21 protein-coding genes and 1 tRNA gene are annotated in these 23,570 nt (G+C 53.4%); 6 read left to right on the forward strand and 16 right to left on the reverse strand.

Features of this window, described 5'->3' with window-relative positions:
- Positions 1-9: 9 nt before the first annotated feature.
- Positions 10-1,053: a nitronate monooxygenase family protein gene (locus tag GM557_RS05430; RefSeq protein WP_155573276.1), complete on the reverse strand. Its 1,044-nt coding sequence runs from the start codon at positions 1,051-1,053 to the stop codon at positions 10-12.
- Entirely contained in the window at positions 1,050-2,360 is a 1,311-nt protein-coding gene (locus tag GM557_RS05435) for an aspartate kinase (protein ID WP_155573277.1), read from the reverse strand. The genes GM557_RS05430 and GM557_RS05435 overlap by 4 nt, the downstream gene beginning before the upstream one ends.
- Positions 2,361-2,485: 125 nt before the next feature.
- Between GM557_RS05435 and ubiG the strand changes: the two genes are divergently transcribed.
- Positions 2,486-3,247 carry a bifunctional 2-polyprenyl-6-hydroxyphenol methylase/3-demethylubiquinol 3-O-methyltransferase UbiG gene (gene ubiG, locus GM557_RS05440; protein WP_155573278.1) on the forward strand — a complete coding sequence of 254 codons (762 nt, stop codon included), beginning with the start codon at positions 2,486-2,488 and terminating at the stop codon, positions 3,245-3,247.
- 72 nt (positions 3,248-3,319) lie between these two features.
- Here the strand turns inward: ubiG and GM557_RS05445 are convergent, their stop codons facing one another.
- The 7 genes from GM557_RS05445 to GM557_RS05475 form a co-directional block, all read right to left on the reverse strand.
- Entirely contained in the window at positions 3,320-4,561 is a 1,242-nt protein-coding gene (locus GM557_RS05445) for a lactonase family protein (protein ID WP_155573279.1), read from the reverse strand.
- Between the two features lie 104 nt (positions 4,562-4,665).
- A complete protein-coding gene (locus GM557_RS05450; RefSeq protein ID WP_155573280.1) occupies positions 4,666-5,151 on the reverse strand; it encodes a DUF2147 domain-containing protein in 486 nt (161 codons plus the stop codon).
- On the reverse strand, positions 5,129-5,389 hold the full coding sequence (gene grxC / locus GM557_RS05455; RefSeq protein WP_099027124.1) for a glutaredoxin 3: 261 nt from the start codon (positions 5,387-5,389) through the stop codon (positions 5,129-5,131). The genes GM557_RS05450 and grxC overlap by 23 nt, the downstream gene beginning before the upstream one ends.
- An 18-nt stretch (positions 5,390-5,407) precedes the next feature.
- The gene (locus GM557_RS05460; protein WP_155573281.1) at positions 5,408-6,178 is read right to left on the reverse strand and encodes a ComF family protein; all 771 of its coding nucleotides are present in this window, start codon (positions 6,176-6,178) and stop codon (positions 5,408-5,410) included.
- An 11-nt stretch (positions 6,179-6,189) separates the two neighbouring features.
- On the reverse strand, positions 6,190-7,599 hold the full coding sequence (pgmG, locus tag GM557_RS05465) for a phosphoglucomutase/phosphomannomutase PgmG (protein ID WP_155573282.1): 1,410 nt from the start codon (positions 7,597-7,599) through the stop codon (positions 6,190-6,192).
- 15 nt (positions 7,600-7,614) lie between these two features.
- The gene (gene galU / locus GM557_RS05470; protein ID WP_155573283.1) at positions 7,615-8,484 is read right to left on the reverse strand and encodes a UTP--glucose-1-phosphate uridylyltransferase GalU; all 870 of its coding nucleotides are present in this window, start codon (positions 8,482-8,484) and stop codon (positions 7,615-7,617) included.
- Positions 8,485-8,708: 224 nt separating this feature from the next.
- Positions 8,709-8,795: transfer RNA gene (locus GM557_RS05475), tRNA-Leu, on the reverse strand.
- A gap of 83 nt (positions 8,796-8,878) precedes the next feature.
- Here GM557_RS05475 and lipB point away from each other — a divergent pair.
- On the forward strand, positions 8,879-9,562 hold the full coding sequence (lipB, locus tag GM557_RS05480; RefSeq protein WP_370513433.1) for a lipoyl(octanoyl) transferase LipB: 684 nt from the start codon (positions 8,879-8,881) through the stop codon (positions 9,560-9,562).
- Here lipB and GM557_RS05485 read toward each other — a convergent pair.
- Positions 9,546-10,193: an outer membrane lipoprotein carrier protein LolA gene (locus GM557_RS05485; RefSeq protein ID WP_370513434.1), complete on the reverse strand. Its 648-nt coding sequence runs from the start codon at positions 10,191-10,193 to the stop codon at positions 9,546-9,548. The genes lipB and GM557_RS05485 overlap by 17 nt on opposite strands.
- Positions 10,190-10,489 (reverse strand): BolA family transcriptional regulator, encoded by a 300-nt coding sequence (locus tag GM557_RS05490; RefSeq protein ID WP_155573285.1) that lies wholly within the window; start codon positions 10,487-10,489, stop codon positions 10,190-10,192. Before GM557_RS05490 ends, GM557_RS05485 begins: the two co-directional genes overlap by 4 nt.
- 133 nt (positions 10,490-10,622) lie before the next feature.
- On the opposite strand from GM557_RS05490, the gene GM557_RS05495 reads away from it, so the two are divergent.
- The 4 genes from GM557_RS05495 (at position 10,623) to GM557_RS05510 (ending at position 15,109) form a co-directional block, all read left to right on the forward strand.
- Positions 10,623-11,234 (forward strand): J domain-containing protein, encoded by a 612-nt coding sequence (locus tag GM557_RS05495; RefSeq protein WP_155573286.1) that lies wholly within the window; start codon positions 10,623-10,625, stop codon positions 11,232-11,234.
- 116 nt (positions 11,235-11,350) lie between these two features.
- The gene (locus tag GM557_RS05500; RefSeq protein WP_155573287.1) at positions 11,351-12,319 is read left to right on the forward strand and encodes an AAA family ATPase; all 969 of its coding nucleotides are present in this window, start codon (positions 11,351-11,353) and stop codon (positions 12,317-12,319) included.
- Between the two features lie 3 nt (positions 12,320-12,322).
- Positions 12,323-14,155, forward strand: a complete 1,833-nt coding sequence (locus GM557_RS05505; protein ID WP_155573288.1) for a cobaltochelatase CobT-related protein — start codon at positions 12,323-12,325, stop codon at positions 14,153-14,155.
- A gap of 54 nt (positions 14,156-14,209) precedes the next feature.
- Positions 14,210-15,109: a hypothetical protein gene (locus GM557_RS05510; RefSeq protein WP_155573289.1), complete on the forward strand. Its 900-nt coding sequence runs from the start codon at positions 14,210-14,212 to the stop codon at positions 15,107-15,109.
- Positions 15,110-15,165: 56 nt separating this feature from the next.
- On the opposite strand, the gene dnaE is transcribed toward GM557_RS05510, so the two are convergent.
- Genes dnaE through GM557_RS05535 form a run of 5 tightly spaced genes read right to left on the reverse strand, consistent with a single transcriptional unit; the run spans position 15,166 to position 23,570 of the window.
- Positions 15,166-18,594: a DNA polymerase III subunit alpha gene (gene dnaE, locus GM557_RS05515; RefSeq protein ID WP_155573290.1), complete on the reverse strand. Its 3,429-nt coding sequence runs from the start codon at positions 18,592-18,594 to the stop codon at positions 15,166-15,168.
- Positions 18,595-18,642: 48 nt separating this feature from the next.
- The gene (locus tag GM557_RS05520) at positions 18,643-19,341 is read right to left on the reverse strand and encodes an ABC transporter ATP-binding protein (RefSeq protein ID WP_155573291.1); all 699 of its coding nucleotides are present in this window, start codon (positions 19,339-19,341) and stop codon (positions 18,643-18,645) included.
- The gene (locus GM557_RS05525; protein ID WP_099027134.1) at positions 19,334-20,581 is read right to left on the reverse strand and encodes a lipoprotein-releasing ABC transporter permease subunit; all 1,248 of its coding nucleotides are present in this window, start codon (positions 20,579-20,581) and stop codon (positions 19,334-19,336) included. Before GM557_RS05525 ends, GM557_RS05520 begins: the two co-directional genes overlap by 8 nt.
- A gap of 1 nt (position 20,582) precedes the next feature.
- The gene (gene proS, locus GM557_RS05530; protein ID WP_099027135.1) at positions 20,583-21,899 is read right to left on the reverse strand and encodes a proline--tRNA ligase; all 1,317 of its coding nucleotides are present in this window, start codon (positions 21,897-21,899) and stop codon (positions 20,583-20,585) included.
- Positions 21,900-21,911: 12 nt separating this feature from the next.
- Entirely contained in the window at positions 21,912-23,570 is a 1,659-nt protein-coding gene (locus tag GM557_RS05535; RefSeq protein WP_155573292.1) for a ribonuclease J, read from the reverse strand.

Consider the following 23,570-nt stretch of genomic DNA (forward strand, 5'->3'; position numbering starts at 1 on the left):
TCGCTTGCCTTATTCCATACCCTGAAGGCGACGCTCACGCACCTGCAAAGCCTCGACTGCTTGGTCCACCAATGTTGTAATAATCTCTGCAACAGGGCGAATCTCTTTCACCATCCCCACAGATTGTCCGGCCATCATCGAGCCATTTTCAACATCGCCTTCAATCACCGCGCGCCGCAACGCCCCAGCCCAGAAATGCTCAATCTCTAACTGGGCTGCTTCACGCTCAATCTGACCTTTACGGAAACGCTCAATCACATCAGCCTGATGTTCCATAAAATGACGCGTTGCAGCATTGGCTAAGCCGCGTACCGGGATGACGGGGAACCGCTCATCCAACTGTACGGACATTACAGCATCACGCGCATTACCGCGGCGGAAAGCCTGCTTAAAACGCTCATGCGCAATACTCTCCTGCGAGGCCGCAAAAATCGTCCCAAATTGGCCCCCAGCCGCCCCTTGTTCCAAGTAAGAGAGAACCGCATCCCCGCGGCCTAACCCCCCTGCAACAAACACGGGCACCTCGGTGATATTCGGTAATATCTCTTGAGCAAGAACATTCAACGAGACGGGACCAACATGCCCCCCGGCCTCAGACCCCTCAATCACCAGAGCCTCAATCCCTAGCTTGACCAAGCGTTTCCCCAAGGCCACAGCCGGCGCAAAACCCATAGCCCGCGCCCCACCATCACGCACACGGCGGATAATCGACCCGCTCGGCACGCCACCAGCTAAAACAACATGGCTGACATTATGCGCTAAGCAGACATCCACCAAGGCTTCTAACTTCGGGTGCATAGTGATGAGATTCACACCGAAAGGCTGGTCCGTAAGAGCTTGTGTCGCCACAACCTCCTCCTCCAAACGCTCCGGCTCCATCGCTCCACAGGCAATTACGCCAAATCCCCCTGCATTAGAAATCGCAGAAACAAGATTGCGCTCACTCACCCATGACATCGCCCCGCCAAGAATAGAGTACCGGCTCCCTAAAAAGTCACAGCCCGGCTTCCAAAGCTGGTCTAATACAGCGCGTGCCTTCATCTCGTCACTCATGGCTGTTCTCCAACAGGTGCATCCAAGCCATAAGCTGTGTGCAATGCACGCATAGCCAGCTCCATATATTCTGCATCAATAAGGACGGAAATCTTAATCTCACTGGTGGAGATTACCTGAATATTAATCCCCTTCTCCGCCAAGGTGCGGAACATGGTTGCCGCCACGCCTGTATTAGAGCGCATACCAACGCCCACCACGCTTATTTTGGCCACATTGCGGGAGGTACTTAATGCCCCATAGCCAATATCAACCCGCATTTCCTCTAAAATCTGGCATGCCCGCTCAGCATCACCTTTCCCTACGGTGAAGGTCATGTTCGTGCTACGATCTGCCCCAATGCTTTGGACGATCATATCAATATTCAAACCAGCAGCCGATAAAGGGCCAAAAATCCGTGCGGCTATACCCGGTTCATCGGGCACTTGTCGGATGGTGATTTTCGCATCATCCATAGAATAGGCAATCCCGGTAACCAGCTTCTTTTCCACGCTTTCGTCCTCATCCACAACTATGGTCCCGCTCTTATCGTCCGTTTCGACAAAAGAAGACAGAACGCGCACATGCACCCTCTCGCGCATGGCAAGCCCAACGCTGCGTGTTTGCAGCACCTTAGCCCCTACAGAGGCTAGCTCTAACATTTCCTCATAAGTAATCCGATCTAACCGCTGGGCCTGCTTTACGATGCGCGGGTCGGTTGTATAAATCCCATCGACATCAGTATAAATGTCACACTGGTCCGCCTTAATCGCCGCCGCTAATGCAACAGCTGATGTATCGGACCCCCCGCGCCCTAACGTGGCAATACGCCCATGCGCATCCACCCCTTGGAAGCCAGCGATAACTGGCACTACGCCTTCATCCATACAGGCGCATAAAGCACGCCCCTCCACATCTTCAATCGCAGCACAACCATGTGATTCATCGGTCCGCAACGGGATTTGCCATCCTTGAAAGGACCGCGCAGGCACCCCAATCGCCCCCAAAGCAATGGCTAATAAACCACTCGTCACCTGCTCACCAGAGGCGACAACAGCATCATATTCAGCAGGATCAGCCTGTGAGTCGAGGTCGCGACAATAATGCACCATTTGGTTCGTCACACCCGACATCGCCGAGACAACCACAGCCACACGTTGCCCACGCGCACGCTCTTTTTTAACTTTCTCCGCTACAATGCGAATACGCTCTAAGTCTTTGACGGATGTACCGCCAAACTTCATTACGACTGTACGAGAAGCAGATGGCGACGAAAGCGCATCATCAACGGACTGCGCTGTATCATCTGAACAGTCGGGCATGGACATCTGAAAGGCGGCTCCAATATTAAGGCTATCATTGCATAAATATCTGTCTCACATAGCTCCCCTGCCCTTTTCCGTCTAGCCACAACATGGCAGAAAAGCATCTCGACTCTTGGAGAGGTGCCAAAATGCCCATTTCATCACCATTACACGAACACTCTCACACGCACACCTCGTCCGTTGTGGAGGATGAAATTAACCAATTCGCAGCATTAGCCGCACAATGGTGGGACCCTAAAGGGCCTATGGCCCCCCTCCATGCTATGAATCCGCTGCGGACCTCATGGGTTTTCAAGCGTCTCCCCTCCGCCTTATTCTCCCAAGCGGCACCACCCAGCCTCCTAGATATTGGCTGCGGCGCGGGGATCGCTTGTGAACGCTTTGCAAGCCTAGGCTTTAACACATTAGGGGTTGATGCCAGCCAAGAGGGCATTAAGGCCGCCCAAGCCCATTTGGAGCGTTACCCTTTACCCCCCCATGCAGCCCCTCTCCATTATATATGCAGCACAGCAGAAGCATTATTGGAGGAAGGACGGCAATTTGATGTTATCTCCGCTTTGGAGGTCATCGAGCATGTACGGGACCCGCAAGAGTTCCTCTCCACACTTGTAAGCCTGACAAAACCCGGCGGGTATATTGCCATCTCGACCATGGATCGCAGCATCCGCTCCTTCCTCATGGCGAAATTGGGAGCGGAATATCTGCTGCGCCTTCTGCCCATCGGCACCCATGATTGGAAGAAGTTTATCCGCCCAGCGGAGTTAGACCAAATGGCACGCCGAGCAGGCCTGCGGCTTTTGGACCTCAAAGGCCTTAGCTATAGGCCACCTCATTGGTGCGAGAGCCATGATACGAGCGTGAATTACATCGCTCTTTTCCACAAACCCTAACATTTCAACAAAAAGAAAAGGCACCTCATCACAAGGTGCCTTTCTTCCAGAAAACCTTACCTTATAGCGATCTTATGAATCCGCCACCATAAAGGCAAAGGTGGTGGGGCTGCCCACAGCGGTAAAGTGATTGGTGAAGACAGGCTTGCCCGTCTCCCGGTCCACGCGGAAGGCTGTCACAGAATCAGACCGCTGGTTCGCACAGAAGAGGAAGGTCCCGCTGGGGTCGAACATCATCGCACGGCCATAATCGGCATGCATCCAGACCTCATCCTCCAGCGTCAATGTGCCATCAATCCCTACAGAGAAGACAGCCAAAGAATCACCAAGACGGTTGGAGACATAAACAAAGCGGCCGCTCTCTGCGATCAAGATCTCAGCAGCGAGCGTGGAGCCACGAAAGTGAGACGTCACCGTGCTGACAGATTGAATCTGGGTAATCTCCCCCGTTTGCGGATTAAACTTGGAGACCACAACCTTGGAGTTCTGCTCACACAGATTATACAGCACACGCCCCGTATGATCGAAGACGAAGTGACGCGGTGCAGAGCCCGGCTCCATCTCGTAGAACGGCTTCTTCGCAGGGATCAACTTACCTGTATTAAGGTCCAGCCGCCAGACATATACACGATCCAACCCAGCATCATCCACCAACACGAATGTACCGCTGGGGTCTGTGGCAATCATATGCGGATGCGCACCAGAGTGATCGGACACAGCGAAATTACCCTCTGGGTTATCAGCTGCACGCTCAGGCTGTTTAGGGCCAGAATTATGTACAACATCCGTTGCTTTACCCAAAGACCCATCAGCATGGATAGGCAGAACAGACACGCTACCGCCCATATAATTAGCAACAAGCAAATATTTGCCTGAAGGATGAACACTTAGATGCGCAGGCACTGCCCCGCCAGAGCTTACCGTGTTCAACTTGGCCAATGTGCCATTGCGCGTATCAACCGAGAATGCCGTGACAGAGCCGCTACCGGCCTTATCAAAATCATTAACCTCGCTCAGCGCGTACAGGAACTTCCGGTTCCGGCTTAATGTGATGAAGGATGGGCTCGGGATGTCCATAAAGGTGGTAACCAAGGTTAAGAAACCCGTTTCCCGGTCCATCTCGAAAACGGCAATCCCCTTACCATAGCCTGTCACACCGGGCGGCCCGTGTTCCGTATAACCACCAACGAAACACAAAATACGCGGCTGTTGCGCCTGCTCGGCTTTAACACTACGCAGCGGTGACAGGGCTGTCGCAGCCCCTAGCCCAGCAAGCCCTAGAGCGAATTGACGCCGGGAAAAACTCTGTGACATGACGTATCTACTCTCCTTCAACTGCACCCCATGGCCAAGAAAATAAAATAAAATTTTATTTTCTGCCGATTCACTCCACCCCTACAAGAAAAAAGGGCCTAACACTAGCCACCTTTCTGCATACGACATTGCGCACCAATAGCAGGAGAGTCTATGCGGCTCCATGTCTGGGTTTGGCCAAAAAGACTCAGCCCTACATAGCCGCGTAATTTCAACGTCCCATCTTTTGCCAACCACATACTCGCCTGATACCGGCTTCCCGTCCGTGGGTTAAGCACCGTTCCATGCCAATGACCATTCTTACGGGGAATCATATCGCTGATGATTTCCATCCCACATTCCGAATGACCCGTATAATCCTTCTCTGGCTCGGCTTCGGTATAATCCATCCCGACCAAATAGCCGCATAATTTAGCAGCATCATTTTGGCATGATTGGATGAGGAAAATACCATCCTTCTCCTTAACCAACCATGTACCAGCCAAAGGCGATGATGCCGCATAGGCGGATGAAAAGGCTGCCATGACCAGCCCCCCAACAACGCCCATCAAACCTGTATGAAAGGCGTTAGGAACGGCCCAAAAGCGCATCCAACTGGCCCGCTTTCTCCAACTGCATAAGCTCACTGCACCCTCCTATGGCTTTCCCATCAATAAAAATCTGTGGAACAGTTGTCTTCCCACCAGAACGCTCCTGCGCCTTTTCGCGCTCGGCAGAGCCACGAGGGGCGTGGATTTCCTCAAAAGGCACGTCTTTCGCTTGAAGCAGCGTAATTGCACGCACGCAATAAGGACAACCTGGTTGCGTATAAATCTCGATCTTTGGCATTACAAAACTCCTTCCCTCTCAAAGCAACGTTACCCGCGCTGCCACTAGAATATCTACCGAAACACAGCCAATCTCAAACAATGCTTTTGCACAACTCCCCAATGTTGCGCCTGTCGTCAAAATATCATCCACCAAAATGACAGAACGCCCCTGTAGGAACTCACAATGCCGCGGATTCACCGTCATGGCCCCCGCTAATTGGTGATGCCTCCCATGCCGTGATAGATGAGCTAACGCCTCCGTACGGAACTGCCGTTTTAGCCCATTAGGGCAATGGGCCAGCCCCTGTTTACGCGCAATGACGCGCGATATTAGAGCCGCTTGATTATAACCACGCGTCCATAAACGCCAACGATGGACTGGAACAGGCACAAGTACCGTATCTGGCTTTAAAATGTCCGCCCCAGCAGTGGTCATAAACCGTGCTAATGTTGCAGCATGTTCGGTTTTACTGCCATATTTTAAGCCCATGATGAGCTGACGCGCTTGACCTTCATATAAAAAGGCAGACCGGCCTTTCCGCCATAAAGGCGGGCGTATTTCGCACGTCTCACACAGCCACCCGCGCTCTGCCACCTCATCTTGGGTAAGAGGCAAAGCGCATACATCACAAAAGGGCGGATGCACAAAACGGATCGCATTAAAACACGCCCCGCACACACCCGCACTCCCGGGTGCGATTTCACAACCGCAAGATAGACAACTGGGCGGGAGGAGCCAATCCAGAACATTACGCCCGCATTGCCGTCCCCAACGAGCTAAACCCGCCGGTACATCCCCCTCCCACATCAGTTTAGAGCTTAATGACCAGCGGCCGCCGCATCAAAATCCGGGGCTTGCAGGCCAGACGCCTCTAATTGCGCGGTAAAAGCTGCTTTAAGCCGCGCTAACCCCTCATGAGTGCGTGCCTCAATCCGCCCGACTAGCACTGCCTGCGTGTTAGAGGCCCGCAAGAGCCACCAGCCATCATCCGTGTTCACCCGCACACCATCTACGGAGGAGACATCAGCCCCTTCCTTCTCCAGACGGGAGGCGACCTCTTTGATAACATCAAATTTTCTAAGGTCATCACAGGGGAAGCGCAACTCTGGCGTATTGACCATCTGCGGCAAGCCCTCACGCATCTCCGCTAATGTACCGGTGAGACGGGCAACAATGCCAAGCACGCGGATAGCCCCGTAAAGAGCATCATCAAAACCGTACCATTTATCTGCAAAGAAAATATGGCCCGACATTTCCCCTGCCAGGGGTGAAGACGTCTCCGCCATTTTACTTTTGATGAGCGAATGACCCGTCCGCCACATGAGCGGTTTACCACCGGCTTTGCCGACTTCATCAAAAAGAACTTGGCTCGCCTTCACATCAGCAATGATGGTCGCACCAGGATGCTTCTTCAGCACATCACGCGCTAAGAGAACGAGGATTTGATCGCCCCAGAGAATCTCTCCCTTACCATCCACAACGCCTACGCGGTCCGCATCGCCATCAAAAGCGATACCAACATCGGCCTTACGCGTCCGCACCTCTTTGATGAGGTCCTGTAAATTACCTTCCACAGTAGGGTCAGGATGATGATTGGGGAATGTCCCATCAATCTCTGGATATAGAATCGTATGCTCACCGGGGAGTTTCTTAATCAGACGAGTGAGGACCTCCCCCGCGGCGGAATTACCATTATCCCACACTACCTTGAGCGGCCTCTCGCCGTCATAATCCTCAAGAAGGCGGGCAATATAGGCTTCGGAAGGGTCGATGGTCTCAACGCGACCTTCAGCCTTAGGCACAACATCGCCTTGCGCGGCCAAACGCCCCACCTCACGAATCTGCTCACCAAAGAAGGGCTTGCCCTTCATCATCATCTTAAAGCCATTATGATCCGGCGGATTATGGCTTCCTGTAACCATAATCGCCCCATCAGATTGCCCCGTAACGGCTGCATAATAGAGCATCGGTGTTGGACCACGACCTACACGCCGCACTGTCACGCCAGAATCCACAGCCCCACGGACCAAGGCTTCTTCCAAAGACGGTGAGGAGAGACGGCCATCATAACCGACCGTCACCACATGCCCACCATTACGGCGAACCATGCTGGCAAAGACGCGCCCTAGAGCATAAGCATCTTCGGGATGGAGGGTTTTACCTACAATGCCGCGAATATCATATTCACGCAGGCTTGTTGGCTCAAAATCATGCTTAAACGCAGTCATCTTACGGCTTACCCCTCACACATATTTCTTTAAGAAAGCGCGGACATCATCAGCAAGGTCGTCGCGTTCCAATGCCATGGCGACCTGAGCCTCCAAAAAGCCGAGCTTGCTCCCACAATCAAAGCGCGTCCCTTCGTAGCGCAACCCGTGGAAGGGCACCTTACCAATCATCTCCGCCATAGCGTCCGTCAGCTGGACCTCTCCCCCTACGCCCGTTTTTAACGCAGAGAGCGGTTTCAAAACATCCGCTGTGAGAACATAACGGCCAATAATCGCGAGGTTCGAGGGGGCATCCTGCGGGGCGGGCTTCTCAACAAGGCCGGTGACTTCCACCTTCTGCCCATCATCTTTACCAATCTTGAGGACACCGTAGCGGTCTGTCCATTCGTGAGGGACCTCATTTACGGCGACAACATTACCACCTGTTTGATGATACACATCGGCCAATTGCGCTACACAACTACGCCCCCCATGGACGATATCATCCGGCAGAAGGATGGCAAAAGGATCACTACCAATAAAGTTACGCGCACACCAAATAGCATGACCCAAACCAAGTGGATTCTGCTGCCGCACAGCCACAAGAGATCCCGCCTCCACGCTGCTACTCTCCAGTGCTTTCATGGCCGATTCTTTTTGACGTGCCTGCAGCGTGGCCTCAAGCTCATAAGCAACATCAAAATAATCAATCAAATTATCTTTACCACGAGCCGTTACAAGACAGAACTCCTCAATCCCTGCGGCACGGGCTTCATCAATCGCATATTGAATTAAAGGTTTATCAACAACTGGGAGCATCTCTTTCGGCATAGCCTTTGTCGCCGGGAGAAAGCGCGTCCCCAAACCTGCAACCGGCAAAACGGCTTTTTTCAATGGCTTAATCATCTTAGCTCTCTTTCTGTCCGTTCCTACTCTTGTACATTCATACTGAGAGGCATGCGTTAACTTAATAAACACCCTCTCCGAAGCGGGGCTAGTGTAAAAGAAAACACAAGCTTAACGCCACCCCATACAAGGAGATGAATACAAACGAATAGGGGTTTTTTTATGAATTTATAGCAATCTGCCAGATGGGCAGAGGAACCATTCCTTCATCCTTATGAAAGAAATGGTGCGGCCGAGAAGACTCGAACTTCCACGGGGTTATCCCCCACAAGCACCTCAAGCTTGCGCGTCTACCATTCCGCCACGGCCGCTCCGTGACAAGCGGTCTTTTTTGCCTAAGAAGGCGTGACCGCTTCGGTGACATCGCCTATAGCTTAGCCACGCAGAAAGGGCAATGGTCATGACACAGTTTTATGAAGAAATTATTTGGCAGAGAGACAATACCCTCTCCCCCTACCCCCACGCTCTCACGTTTATGCAGCAAAATGTGGAGGCCATTGCCCATCACCAAGCCCCACAACGTATTTGGCTAACAGGACATCCACCACTCTACACAGCTGGTACATCAGCGAAGGCAGAAGACCTCATCAACCCACATCATTACCCAACATTTGAGGCCGGACGCGGTGGGCAATGGACATATCATGGCCCCGGCCAACGCATTGCCTATATTATGCTCGACCTCACACGCCCGCACGGCCCCCTCCCCGCACGGGATATACGCGCCTTCGTCCAATATTTGGAACATTGGCTCATTATGACCCTCGAATCCCTCAATATCGAAGCCTTTACGCGGGAGGGACGCATTGGCGTATGGTGCTTTGATGCCCAAACAGGGCAAGAGGCAAAAATTGCCGCTTTAGGCATCCGTGTAAGCCGCTGGGTCAGCTGGCATGGGATTTCCCTCAATGTCGCGCCAAACTTAGAGGATTTTGATGGTATCATCCCCTGCGGCATACGCGATTACGGCGTTACCAGCCTGCAACGCTTTAACCCCTCCCTTACCATGGCGGAAGCTGATGCCGCCTTGCTAAAAAACTGGGTTGCCCTCTTTGGCCCTGTTAAGCAGGAGGGATGAAGTGGCTTTCATCCAGCGGTTGATTCTCTTGCACATCAAAGAGGGAAAGGCCGAAATGATGATGCCGCCCATCAACCCCCTGTATGCCAATCAAGCTCAACCTGCCCCGCACATCAGAAAATTGCAGGGTCAGCAACCCTTGGGAAGGGTCGTTCGCTTCCGCTAGGGAGATTTGCAGCGATTCTTCACCCCGTGCGACTTGTGTTACCTGCACATCTTTATCAAAGCTGATTGGATGGCGTAGTAGCAACCCCATTGGGTTACGCTTTAGCGATAAATGCGTCACGGCTCCATTATCGTCATTGCGTAAAATCAGATGACCATCACGCGCAACAGCCCGCGTTGCATGTGGGACGTCATACACCATCTCAAAACGCCCCGGGACGTAGAAGAAACGACCATCTCCCTGCTGCTGGGCCGGTCCATCCTGAGCAAATTGCGCTTGGATGGAACTCAACCCGTTTAAATATGCTTCGACCCGATGAATATCATGCCGCTCCCCTGCGGCAAGATGGTCATATCCTGCTGTAGCGCACCCTATTAAAGAGAGCGACATGACCAGCAAAACAGACCACAGCCTGACATGATAAATCGCACCATAGCGCATGAGCCGAGAGCATAAATCCTTCACGCAGATATCTCCCCTTTTAAGGTCAAAGAAAGGGCGTGCAAACCGCTCTCAAACTCTGCGGCCAAAAGCTGATGAACAAGGCGATGGCGTTCTACCGGCTTCATCCCATCAAAATGACGACTCACAATATGCAGACGATAATGCGTCTCGCCCACCTGCCCCGGCCCTCGCGCCTCCTGCTGTGCACTGCGTGCGTGGGCATGATGGCGATGGCGTGCGCTTTCATCATGAATCTCTAGCTGAGAGGGCATCAATGCTTCCTCCAGCACTGCCTTCATACGCTCGGCTCTTGTCATTAACTTTCTTCCACGCTGACCCACAGATAACTAGGGAACATACGCCCCTTCACCGCCTTGTATAATAGAAAACTTTCCTTCTCTAAAAAAGGATGCTTGCATCTAAGGCGAACCTCTCCCCATATCGTCCATTATGCAACGCAAATCCTCTCGTCATAAGGCCTTCGCGCCCGACCCAGATGCCCCAGAGCAATGCTGCGACCATCCTGATTGCGACCTTCCTGCTGGCTATCGTGCCCCACGCGGGCGGGATAATTTGCGCGCTTATTACTGGTTTTGCCTAGAACATGTCCGCCTTTATAATGCGAACTGGGATTATTACCGGGGCATGACACCCGGCCAGATTGAGCGGCATCTACGTGAGGATACCTCATGGCAACGCCCCTCTTGGAAGATGGGCACACCGGGGCACGATTCTGCACGCACCTCTTTTACGCTTGATGGGCTGCATGACCCGTTGGATATTCTTGCAGGCCGTAGGGCTCGCCCTTCACACGCTGCTGAGACTCGCAAGCAAGCTCCCCCCGCCCTGCGTGACCCCCTTGCTCAGCTTGATCTCGACTGGCCAACCACTATTGAAGTGGTAAAAACACGTTATCGTGTCCTTGCGCGCCGTTATCATCCCGATGCGAATCAGGATGACCCGCGTGCAGAAGAACGCTTTAAAGTCATCGGGACGGCCTATGCCACACTCCGCGCACACTTCGCCCATAATACAAACTATGAGGACAGTAATGTGCCATAATGACGCTACCCCTCTTTTTTTCCCATTATAGGGTGATTATGTAATCGTACTGATGAAGTCCATAATCAGAGGTTATTCCCTCCTCCGCCACATTTCTTCATGACAGGATTTTCGCTATGGCTCTTCCCTCTACACAGTCTCTTTCTGACATATTGCCAGCGACTCCCGATGCACAAAAATCAGCACGGGAGCTTTTCGGCCTGGATTTAGATTTTGATGTGCCCCTCTGGTCCAAAAAGACAGACCATGTGCCAGAGATTGACCCGAGCTATCAATTTGACCGCGATACGACCCGCGCGATTCTGGCGGGGTTTATGTATAATCGCCGTGTGTTAGTGCAGGGCTTCCATGGGACGGGGAAATCCTCTCATATCGACCAAATTGCCGCACGTCTTAACTGGCCTTGTGTACGCATCAATTTGGACAGTCATATCTCCCGCATCGACCTCATCGGCAAAGATGCCATCACGCTAGAGGATGGCAAACAAATCACCGAGTTCCGCGAAGGCTTGTTACCATGGTGCTTACAAAGCCCATGCAGCCTCATTTTTGATGAATATGATGCTGGGCGGCCTGATGTAATGTTCGTCATCCAACGCGTGTTGGAGACTGATGGTGCCCTTACTTTGCTGGACCAAAATCGTGTTATCCAGCCTCATCCCTCCTTCCGCCTTTTTGCAACAGCCAATACGGTAGGGCTGGGTGATACAACGGGGCTGTATCACGGCACACAGCAAATCAACCAAGGGCAGATGGACCGTTGGAACATCGTCACCTCCCTCAATTACCTCCCCAAAGAGCAGGAAGTCCGCATCATCAAAGCCAAAATGGGCGGTAAGCTGGATGATACACTCATCGGGCAAATGGTAGAGCTTGCCGACCTTAGCCGCGCAGGCTTTATGAATGGCGATATTTCCACCGTTATTTCCCCCCGTACGGTCCTCTCTTGGGCGGAAAATATTGACATCTTTAAAGATGTTCCTTTCGCCTTCCGCCTCAGCTTCCTCAATAAATGTGATGAGGCAGAACGCAGCATCGTTGCTGAATATTATCAGCGTTGTTTTAATGCCTCACCTTTAGGGTGATTTATGTCTGACCCGCACGACCTTTTCCGCAAGGCGACCTTAGCCACACAGCGTGCTTTAAGTGGGCAGCAGGACATTCCCTTAACCCCTGCTCTAGCCTCTTTAGAGCGTGCGGCTCTTACCCCGGAGGAGATAGCTTATATCCGTGGGGCGACCGATGCCGCAGCCCTACAGCAGCGGCATCACGACCCTGCAAAGCGCGTCACTTTGGCGGATGCTCAAACGCAAATCATCACCGATGGGATGGAGCAAGCCCGTTGTGAGATTTATGGCTCCCGCCATATGGCCGGGGTGCGGGCGAATATAAATAACCACCTCGCCCGGCGGCTCTACGCGCTTAATAGCGCGCGCATGATGGAGCGTGCAGATATGCCCGCCCCCCTCGCGTTAGAACTCCTCACGCGCGAGGCACTCTCTGGTCAAACATTGCCAGAAGAGATAACCGGCCCCGCCTTGGCAGAATGGCGACAAGCCCTTGGCCCCAAAGCCCGCGCTGCTTTAGAGACGCTTGCCCTCGTCCAAGACGACCAATCACGCTTCCACCAAGCCACACAACATTTTGTAAAAACCTTCACTCTAGAAGAAACGGGCCAAAGTGATGAGGAAGAGCCGGAATCCTCTAGCTCCCGTAATCAAAATCAGAGTGAAGACAGTGAAGCTGGAGAGTCCGCCTCCCCCGACCCACAAGGCGAGGAGGAAGAAGAAGGCAGCTCTGACGATGAGCACTCCATCCTCAATGATGAAGCGGAAGATTCCACCTCCAGCGGGGAGGACCCAGCCTCCGATGAGATTGAGGCCCTTCTTGCAGAAGGGGAAAATGGGTTTGAGCAACCTGCTGGCCCCTCTGAGATGCGTGAGGATGAGCCACCCTGCCCAATTACGGGCCTTGGAGGGTACCATGCTTACACGCAGGAGTTTGATGAAGAAATCCACGCCCATGAGCTTTGCGACCCGACCGAGCTAGACCGTCTGCGGGAAAAGCTGGATGAGCAGTTGCAACAAACCCAAGGGTTTGTCTCCCGTCTGGCGCATCGCCTGCAACGTAAGCTTTTGGCCCAACAGCAACGCCGTTGGCATTTTGACCAAGAAGATGGGATTCTGGATGCAGCCCGCCTGCCGCGTATCATCAGCAATCCTTCTCTCCCCCTCTCTTATAAGCAAGAGGGCAAGGCGGATTTCCGCGATACGGTCGTCACCCTCCTGATTGATAATTCAGGCTCTATGCGCGGCCGTCCCATCACCACAGCGGCCATTTGTGGCGATATTCTTGCCCGCACGCTCGAACGCTGCGGCATTAAAGTGGAGGTTCTCGGCTTTACTACCCGCGCTTGGAAGGGCGGCCAAAGCCGTGTGAAATGGAGCGAAGATGGCCGCCCTAAAGAGCCGGGGCGGCTTAATGACCTCCGGCACATCATCTATAAATCAGCCGACACTCCATGGCGGCGTGCCCGGCGTAATATTGGGCTGATGCTCCGCGAAGGGTTGTTAAAAGAAAATATTGATGGTGAGGCCCTCCTCTGGGCATGGAAACGTCTAAAACATCGGCCAGAACATCGCCGTATTTTAATGGTGATTTCCGATGGGGCTCCAGTGGATGATAGTACCTCCTCCGCTAATGGACCGGAATATTTGGATCTGCATCTCCATCGCGTCATTCATCAGCTCGAAAATGACCATGCAGGGGAGCTTTTGGCCATCGGCATTGGGCATGATGTCACCCGCTATTACGCCAATAGTGTGACCATTAGCTCGGCAGAGGATTTAGGCGACACGATGGTAGCCCAACTCACAGCTCTCTTTGCCCCGCCCTCTGGTAAGACAAAACGGCGCGGATAATTTTCCCGCGCCCCATTGCCAGAAGGGCCAGACTCCGCCACTCTACGGGGTACTATGTTACATTCTTCTACACATCGTCTCCGTATGGCAGCGCACGCAAAAGGCTTAGGCTTACTGGCTCTTTTAGGGGTTATGGCCCTGCCAGCAGCATATGCTGAAACACTGCCCCATCTTTCAGCCAACTGCTTTACCTATAGCCCCGGGCAAGTGAGTAAGACGAAGCAGGGCGGCCTCATCATCAAAAACATGCAGGCGGAACTTACTGGCACGCAACACCGCATCACCGTGCGCTCCAGCACAGTGGTAGACCATAAACGCACCCTTGATGCAGCCGGTCTAGCCCGCCTTAATGCCGCTGTTGCTTATGCTGCCCTCACCGCTTATCACCGTGGCATGACAGAGGCTTGCGCTAACCAACCTCTACCGGGAGTGCAAGAAGTCAAAAATGCGCTGCCAGAAATGAGCTGGCAAGGCATCACCCTCACCCGGCCAGACCGCGCCTCCACCGCAAGCACGGCTCATGTGCGTGTCCTCAGCACAAGCCCGGCTATTCATTTCCTTTTTGATGCAAACGGGATGACCTCCCCACAGGCGATTCTCCTACCGCCGTCTGTCTCGGGGGATATTACCTTTATCCCCTCTTCTCAGCCGCCTTATCATGTGACGGTCAATCAACTCCATACGGCCTTAAATGGTAGCGATATTGATGGCCGAGGTGATGTTCTCGCCACGGTAGGGCGTGAAAATCTCAAAGCTGATGTTCATCTCTCCATCAGCCATATTGGGGAAATGATAGACCAGCTTGGCAAAATCGCCCCCACAAAAATCACCGCAGCTTTGCTTATTGCCCGCATCATGGGGGAGAGAGAACCCAACCACCGCACGGGGTGGCACATCACGCTAGAGCATGACACCATCCATGTGAATGGCGTTAAAGTCCCCATGCCTTTTTAAAAGGATGCGATAACGTCTTGCTTATTAGAGGCCACCCTTCCCGGTGGCCTTTTCTTTTACGCTTGTTTTAACTCCTTAATCCCCTCCAACGTCTTCATCTGCTCGGCAAGACGTGGGGTAACGCGATAGAATCCGGGCAACCTAATCTCAATCGCCTGCGTCTCCTCCAGCTCTGGCAGCAAGACAACACGGCCTCGGCCACCCTTTACATCCTCTAACATTGTCTGAAGGGGGGCTAGAGCGATGGCGCGGTTAATCCATATCCGCAATTCCCCTTGCTCCTCAGCTGCAGCAGCCTCTAAATCTTGCACATGTTGGGCCGTAATACGCAGTGCATCACCATCTAGCTTCAACTCCGCCTGCACCAACACAGCCTGCCCTGCAACCAACAAATCGCGACAAGCTTGCAATGTCTCAGAAAAGAGCGTGACCTCGCAACTCCCGCTCGCATCGGTCAACGTCACCCACGCCATTTTCTTTCCTGTTTTGGTGGGGCGTTCCTTCTTCTCCACCACACAACCAGCAATCGCAACACGCATCTGCCCTTGATGCGCCTTTGGCTCTAGCTGCACCGCAGGGGTCACAGCCAGCCGCCGCAACACATGCTTATACGCATCTAAAGGATGTGCGCTCATATGGAAGCCAATCACGCTAGCCTCATGCGATAACCGCTCGAAATCCGGCCAAGGGCGTACCTTCTTCAGCCGCAAGACTTCACGCAGGCTACTATCCACGCCGCCGCCAAAAAGCCCCGCTTGCCCGACCTCTTTCTCCTGCGCGCGCGATTGGGCACGGCGTAACACAATCTCCGCACTGGCAAAGACTGTGTGCCGGTCAGGCTCTAAATTATCAAACGCTCCAGCCTTGGCTAAACTCTCCATTTGAAGCTTGTTGATATGACGGGAATCACAACGCTCGGCAAAATCTGTCATATCGCAAAAAGGCTGTGTGCCACGGTCTTTTACCAGGCCTTCCATCGCCACAAACCCAACACGCTTTACGGCAGCCAAAGCGTAACGAATCCCCAACTGCCCATCCTCTAACCGCTCGATAGAGAAATCAGCTTGGGATTTATTAATATCCACGGGCAGGACGGGAATCCCCATCCGTTTAGCCTCTTGGCACAAGGCGGCTAGCTTCTCCGTCTTTTCCCGTGCGAGGGACATACAGCCCGCAAGGAAAGGCACCGGGTGGTTCGCCTTCATCCATGCGGTTTGATAAGAAACCAACGCATAAGCCGCCGCATGGGATTTGTTAAAGCCGTAATTGGCAAATTTCGCCATGAGGTCGAACACTTCCTCGGCCTTCTCTGCCGTAATGCCCCGCTTTGTTGCGCCCTCACAGAAGATGGCCCGTTGTTTTTCCATCTCTGAGGCGATTTTCTTCCCCATCGCCCGGCGTAATAAATCCGCCCCACCAAGACTATAACCCGCCATCTTCTGAGCAATTTGCATCACCTGCTCTTGATAGACCATAATCCCGTAGGTCTCCTCAAGGATGGGACGAATCTCCTCATGGGGCGGCTCCCACGGGGCTCCATGTTTCCGGCGGCAATATTCGGGAATATTCTCCATCGGGCCGGGGCGGTAAAGCGACACCCCAGCAATGAGATCCTCCAACCGGCTGGCTGCCATCTGCTTGAGCATGTCGCGCATACCCGCGCCTTCAAACTGAAAGACGCCCGCCGTATCCCCCCGCGCCATCATATCGAAGGTTTTTTTATCATTGAGTGGAATATGGGAGAGGTCCACCTCCTCCCCTAAATCACGCAGAAAATCAACCCCGCGCTTGAGGATGGTCAATGTCGTCAAACCGAGGAAGTCGAACTTCACCAGCCCGGCTTGCTCAACAAACTTCATATTATATTGCGTAACGAGCATCTCACTACGCGGGTCTCGATAGAGGGGGACAAGCTCTACAAGGTCACGGTCCCCAATCACCACACCGGCTGCATGGGTGGAGGCATGGCGAAATAACCCCTCCAACTGCAAGGCAATCTCCAAGAGGCGGCGAATCATCTCATCATTATCGCGCATCTCCTGCAAGCGTGGCTCTTCCTCAATCGCTTGCGCTAAAGGCGTTGGCTTAGCCGGATTATTCGGGATGAGCTCTGCCACACGATTGACCATACCATAAGGCAAGCCCAACACACGCCCCACATCGCGCACTGCCGCCTTGGCTTGTAACTTCCCAAAGGTGATGATTTGCGCCACACGCTCATGGCCATATTCATCGCGCACATAGCGAATGACCTCATCGCGCCGGTCCTGACAGAAATCGATATCAAAGTCCGGCATGGAGACACGTTCAGGGTTGAGGAAACGCTCAAATAACAGACCAAAGGGGATGGGGTCGATGTCGGTAATCGTCAAAGCATAAGCCACTAATGACCCTGCACCAGAACCACGCCCCGGCCCTACAGGAATATCATGCGCCTTCGCCCATTGGATGAAGTCCGCCACGATGAGGAAGTAACCGGGGAACCCCATGCGGGCGATGATGCCGAGTTCCGTCTCCAATCGTTCTTCATACTCAGCGCGGCGGGCCTCGCCATCCTTCATAACCGCAAGGCGTTTTACCAGCCCTTCTTGGGCCATAGCACGCAAGGTTTCCTCCTCCGTGCTGCCTTCGCGCACTTTAGGGCAAACAGGCAAAAGCGGCTTGCGTGTATTCACCGCCGCGGCACAATGCTGCGCGATAATCAACGTATTATCACATGCCTCTGGCAGGTCATGGAATAAAGCGCGCATCTCCTCCGGTGTTTTAAACCACGCTTGTGGGGAGACACGCCAGCGGTCCTCCTCCGCCATTGTCCGGCCTTGAGCAATACAGAGCAAAGCATCATGCGCTTCATGCAAATCCGGCGTAGGGAAGAAACATTCATTGGTGGCTACTAAGGGGAGGTCAAGCTCATCAGCTAAAGCGATGAGCTGAGGCTCCGTCACATCCTCCCCAGCTTCATCCAGCCGGTTAATCTCCACCGCCACATAGCCATGAAACGCTTCTTTAAAGCGTTGGAGCATCTGTTTTGCTGCGTCTCTTTGCTCACCTAGCAATAATTTATTGATAGGCCCACGATTACCGCCTGTAAGCAGAAATAACCCTTTAGCCCGGCTGCATAAAACATCCAGCGGCATAGAAGGATCCGCCGAATCTCCGTTCAAAAAACCTTGGGTGGAGAGATATTGAAGATTCTCCAAGCCTTCTTCCGTGCGCGCCAACACAACCAACGGTTCTGCTGGAATACCGGGCCGAGCAGAGGGAGATGGTAAAGCTAATTGGCACCCAATAATCGGCTGAATCCCCGCCTTACGACATTGTTGGGAAAACTCCAGCCCGCCAAACATATTGCCGCTATCAGTCAATGCGACAGCTGGCATGGCGTTTCCTTCTGCCAACTTCACAAGGTCAGGCACACGGATAGCACCCTGACTAAGAGAATAGGCTGAATGATTACGGAGATGGACAAAATGAGCGTAAGACATGCCCTCCATTTACCACGCCCTCATCCCCGCATGGAACAGAAAACAGATTTACGCGCGGAATGGGACGATGTGCCCTTCCGCCAATGTCACGGTGCGGTCCATCGCAGCAGCCAGTGCCTCATTATGAGTAGCAATAAGCGCGGCTACGCCTTCTTCTCGCACGATGCGCGTTAATTCCGCAAAAACAAGCTCCGCTGTTTTTGTATCAAGATTACCCGTTGGCTCATCAGCCAAGAGTAAACTAGGACGATTCGCTAGAGCGCGAGCAATGGCTGTGCGTTGCTGCTCCCCACCGGACATCCGCCCCGGCAAAGATTCTAACCGATGAGACAGGCCAAAGCGTGTTAATAAATCAACTGCTCGCAAACGTGCCTCGGCACGGCTTACCCCCGCCGCTAATTGAGGCAGCATGACATTCTCGCAGGCTGAAAACTCACCCAGAAGATGATGGAATTGATACACAAAGCCAATCTCATCACGCCGCAATGCTGTCCGCCCGCTCTCGCTCATTTTGCGAGTGCTACGCCCTTGAATCAGCACATCCCCAGAATCAGGACGCTCCAACAAACCTGCTAGATGCAGTAAGGTCGATTTCCCCGTCCCACTGGGGGCAACCAAGGCCACCAGCTCCCCGCTTTGTAGAGTGAAATCCGCCTCTTTAAGGATATGCAGCTCCTCATCACCGGAGCGGAAAAACCGGCTTAATCCCTCAAGGGATAAAACGTAAGCCTCTGAATCCTTACTCATGACGCAGAGCCTCCACCGGGTCCGTCTTTGCCGCACGCCATGAGGGATAAAGCGTAGCTAAGAGCGATAAAACCAACGAGAGCACCGCTACCTCTACCACTTGCGACCACACTAACCGCGCCGGGAGACGCGCTAGGAAATAGACTTCCGGGTTAAATAAGTTCGTCCCTGTTAGGGATTCCAAAAGATGGCGAATATGCTCGATATTGAGGGCAAAGCAAATGCCCAACCCCGTCCCTACCAGAGTACCCACCACACCAACAGAGGCTCCACACATCAAGAAGATACGCATCACGCTCCCACGGCTCGCCCCAAAGGTGCGCAGAATGGCAATATCGCGCGTTTTATCCTTCACCATCATAATGAGGGAGGAAATCACATTAAACGCCGCCACAAGGATAATGAGCGTGAGGATAAGGAACATTACATTCTGCTCCACCGTCACGGCATCCAAAAAGCCATTGGCACTATCTGTCCAATCCAGCACTTGCAGGCGCGGATCATTCAACGCATCCTCAATCTGGCGGCTAAGAGGCTGAATATTGAGCGGGTCATGCGTACTCACTTGTATAAGAGAGACACTATCGCCCATCATCAAAAAGGCCTGAGAGGCTGCCAAAGGCATGAGGATGACATTGCTGTTATAGTCGTTCCAATTCGCATCAAAAATGAGCGCGACATGCACCTTCCGCACCCGTGGCATCGTGCCAAACGGCGTTGCTTGGCCATTGGGGGACAGGATGGTCAAGCTTGAGCCAACATGCAGCCCTGCACGCTCGGCCAAAGTCACGCCAATGGCCACCGCATCATTGCCGCGGAAATCCTCTAACCGGCCATCCATCACCCCTTGGGTGAGGGCTTTCCACCCCTGTAAATCCTCTGGGCTTAGCCCCTCCAACAATGCCCCGGTGGAGTAACGCCCCGCCTCTGCCAAAACAGTGCCTTGCGTCATGGGCAGAACCTGCGTCACACCGGGCACCTTACGGATGATAAACGCATCATCACGATAATCGCGAATTGGCTGCCCATAGGCATAGACGTTCAAATCCCCATGCAGGCCGAGAATCCGGCCCATGAGGTCTGCTTTAAAGCCATTCATCACGGCCATGACGATGATGAGCGTCGCCACCCCTAAAGCAATGCCAACAAGGGAGAAAAGCGCAATGACAGAGGCAAAACGCTCCCCCTTGCGGGCCCGCAAATAACGCAAGGCGATTGTTCGCTCAAACCGTCCGAACATGTTAGCCCAGCCCTAGCTTGGCCAAAGCGTCATCAAGCGGCAATTCACTCCGCTCGCCAGTGGCACGGTGTTTTAGCTCCACCATACCGGCTTTAGCCCCACGCGGGCCGACAATAATTTGCCAAGGATGGCCCATCAGGTCAGCATCATTAAACTTCACACCAGCACGATCGGCGCGGTCATCATAAAGCAACCCTTCTGGGTCACGGCTATAAATGCTCTCACAAAGCTTATCACAAAGCTCATCACCGGGGCGAAGATTGAGCAAAGCTGCCCGATAAGGAGCCACTTCCTCCGGCCAAATAATACCGGCTTCATCATGAGAGGCTTCAATAATCGCCCCGACCAGACGGGAGACGCCAATCCCATAGGACCCCATATGCGGGTGCAACGGTGCCCCATCAGCCCCATTAACCTCAACGCCCATAGCCTCGGTATATTTCGTCCCGAAATAGAAGATATGCCCGACCTCAATGCCACGGCCACCACGCCGGCGCGACTCTGGCACGCTCTCCCAAGCTGAGAGGTCATGCTTTTCATCCGTAGCGGAATAGGTTGTCTTCACAATCTCGCGCAGTTTTTGGAGGTCATCCTCCTTCTGCGGGTCAAGACCGATGCTATCCCAGTCGATCTCATCCCACCCGGCATCATAAAAGACTTCACTCTCCCCCGTTGGGGCAAGGACGAGGAACTCATGGCTCAATTCCCCACCGATAGGCCCCGTATCAGCAGCCATAGGCACGGCTTGCACACCCAACCGGCGGAAAATCTTCAAATAAGACAACATGATACGATAATAGCTGCTTACGGCATCCTCATAAGAGAGGTCGAAGCTATAACCGTCCTTCATGTAGAACTCACGACCACGCATCACACCAAAGCGCGGGCGGATCTCATCCCGGAACTTCCATTGGATATGATACAGCATCTTCGGTAGTTCACGGTAGGATTTCACCGTGCTGCCAAAGAGGTCCGTCACCATTTCCTCATTGGTTGGGCCATAGAGCATCTCGCGCCCTTGCCGGTCCTCAATGCGCAGCATCTCCGGCCCGTACGCATCATACCGACCAGACCGCCGCCATAGCTCGGCAGATTGAACAGTCGGCATCAGGATTTCCTGACCACCAATTTTATCCTGCTCTTGCCGCACAATAGTAGCAATGTTGCGCAGGACACGCAGCCCTGCTGGCAGCCATGTATAAATGCCAGATGACGTCTGCCGCACAAGCCCCGCCCGCAGCATCAAGCGATGAGAGGCGATTTGTGCCTCGGCGGGGACTTCCTTCAAAGTGGGCTGAAAAGCCTGACTTAGACGCATAATATTAAGGCCTCAGACACGCAGAAGATGGACATCAACCAGCGGACGCTTCCGCAATTTCCGCCCCAAAGCGCGGCGCAGAGCCGTGCGTGCTGCATCGCGGAACGCTTGATCATCTTGGCGGAACTCATCGGGGATTTCATCAATCGCATAAGCGAACTCTTCCCGAATCCGTGCGCTTTCAGGGTCATCCCGCTCCAGCAAGCCTGGTGCGCTAATACGTGGCTCGCCGATAACATAGCCCTCATCATCCACAGCAAAGCTTGCCAGAACGATGCCGTTAAAGAGCATCCGCCGCCGTGCCGCTAAGACCCCGCCCGTCATGGGGAGGAGGCGGTCGCCATCCAGAGCCAACAAACCCGTTGGCGCGGTATCAATCACCTCGACAGGCCCCGGCCCTAAATTGAGGATATCGCCATCCTCTAACAACACAGCCTCTGCCCCCGCCTCACGCGCTAAAGCCCCATGAGCGGTAAGATGACGCCATTCCCCATGTGTTGGGATGCTATAACGCGGGCGCACCAAGCTATAAAGATGCCGAATATCCCCACCTGTTGCATGGCCGGATGTATGAACCATGCCGTCTTTATCCGTCAGCACCGTAACACCACGGCGCGTTAGGTTATCTTGCACGGTCATCACCGCTTGCTCATTGCCCGGAATCACGCGGGAGCTGTAAATGACCGTATCACCCTCACCTAGTGAAATGGTGGAATGTGTATCGCTCGCAATGCGCGATAGAGCTGAACGCGCCTCACCTTGGCTGCCTGTGATAATCATCAACAGATTATCATCAAGGACATCCTTAATGTCATATTCCGTCAAGAAGGGCGGCAAATCAGCAAAATAGCCACATTCCCGCGCTGCTGATTCAAGATTGCGTAAAGAACGCCCTACCACCATGACCTCACGGCCAGAGGCTAACGCTGCTTTGGCGATGCTCTCCACACGGGCTACGTTACTGGCAAAGCAGGTCACAGCCACGCGCCCTTCTAGCCCGGCAATCATTTCTGTTAAGCCAACGCGAACATCCGCTTCGGACTGGGACCGCCCCTCCTTCATGACGTTCGTGCTATCACCGACAAGGGCCAACACGCCCTCATCCCCCAAAGCACGGAAGGTCTCTTCATCCGTCACAGGCCCAACAAGTGGGGTGGGGTCTAACTTCCAATCCCCAGTATGAATAATAATCCCGTGCGGTGTACGAATAGCTACCGATTGTGCTTCCACAATCGAATGGGTCACCGGGATGAATTGGAGGTCAAACGGGCCAACCTCAAAACGAGAGGATGGCATGATGATATGGATAACAACCTGATTCTGTAATCCAGCCTCAGTTAATTTACGGCGCAACACCGCAGCGGAAAAAGGCGTGGCATAAACCGGGCACTTTAAATACCGCCATAAATGCGCGACCGCCCCGATATGATCCTCATGCGCGTGGGTAATCACCAAACCGCGCAAATCCTTCTTACGCTCTGCAATAAAAACAGGGTCTGCAATAAGGACATCGGCCTCTGGCGTATCATTACCCGAAAACCCAATACCGCAATCAATCGCCAACCAATGCTCCTCACCGTTTTCACGCATACGGTAGAGGTTAAAATTCATACCGATTTCGCCCGTCCCTCCTAAAGGGAGAAAGGCAAAATCACTTACTTGCTCTGTCAT

The organism is Bombella sp. ESL0385 (genome assembly GCF_009725755.1).
Taxonomy (GTDB): domain Bacteria; phylum Pseudomonadota; class Alphaproteobacteria; order Acetobacterales; family Acetobacteraceae; genus Bombella; species Bombella pollinis.